This is a genomic window from Aquabacterium sp. A08 (genome assembly GCF_011742065.1).
Window position 1 is genome coordinate 1 of sequence record NZ_JAAQQT010000191.1, and the last position, 467, is coordinate 467.

The 467-nt window shown below is 74.7% G+C and carries 1 protein-coding gene; it reads right to left on the reverse strand.

Features of this window, described 5'->3' with window-relative positions:
• Positions 1-467: FHA domain-containing protein (locus HA630_RS01070; RefSeq protein ID WP_166832104.1), on the reverse strand; the 467-nt coding region annotated here is incomplete at both ends.

Here is a 467-nt window from a genome sequence, read left to right on the forward strand (position 1 = left end):
GTGTAGCCATCGCCCCGGTGGTTGATGGCGGCCACCGCCACCCCGGGCTTGCCCAGGGTGGTGACGACCTTGGTCAGCGTCATGGCCTTGCCCGCCGCCGGGCCGTTGAGCACCTGGATGCGTGCTGCCGCGGGCGCGGCCGCCGCTGGGGTCGCCGTCTGGGCCGGCGCGGGGGCGGCCAAAGGGGGCTCCTGGGCGGCCGCGCTGGCGGGCGCGGTCGGAGGCGCCTCGGCCGGGGCGCTGTCGGTCGCGTCGGGCAGCACCCGCATCTGGTAGCGGCCGATTTCCAGCAGGTCGCCCGCGCCGACCCGGGCCGACACCACCGCCTTGCCGTTCAGGTAGGTGCCGTTGGTGCTGTGCAGGTCCTGCACCTCCAACCCGTCCGGGTGCCGCACGAAGACCGCGTGTTCGCCGCTCACCGCCAGGTTGTCCACCACGATGTCGTTGTACGGCCGGCGGCCCAGGGT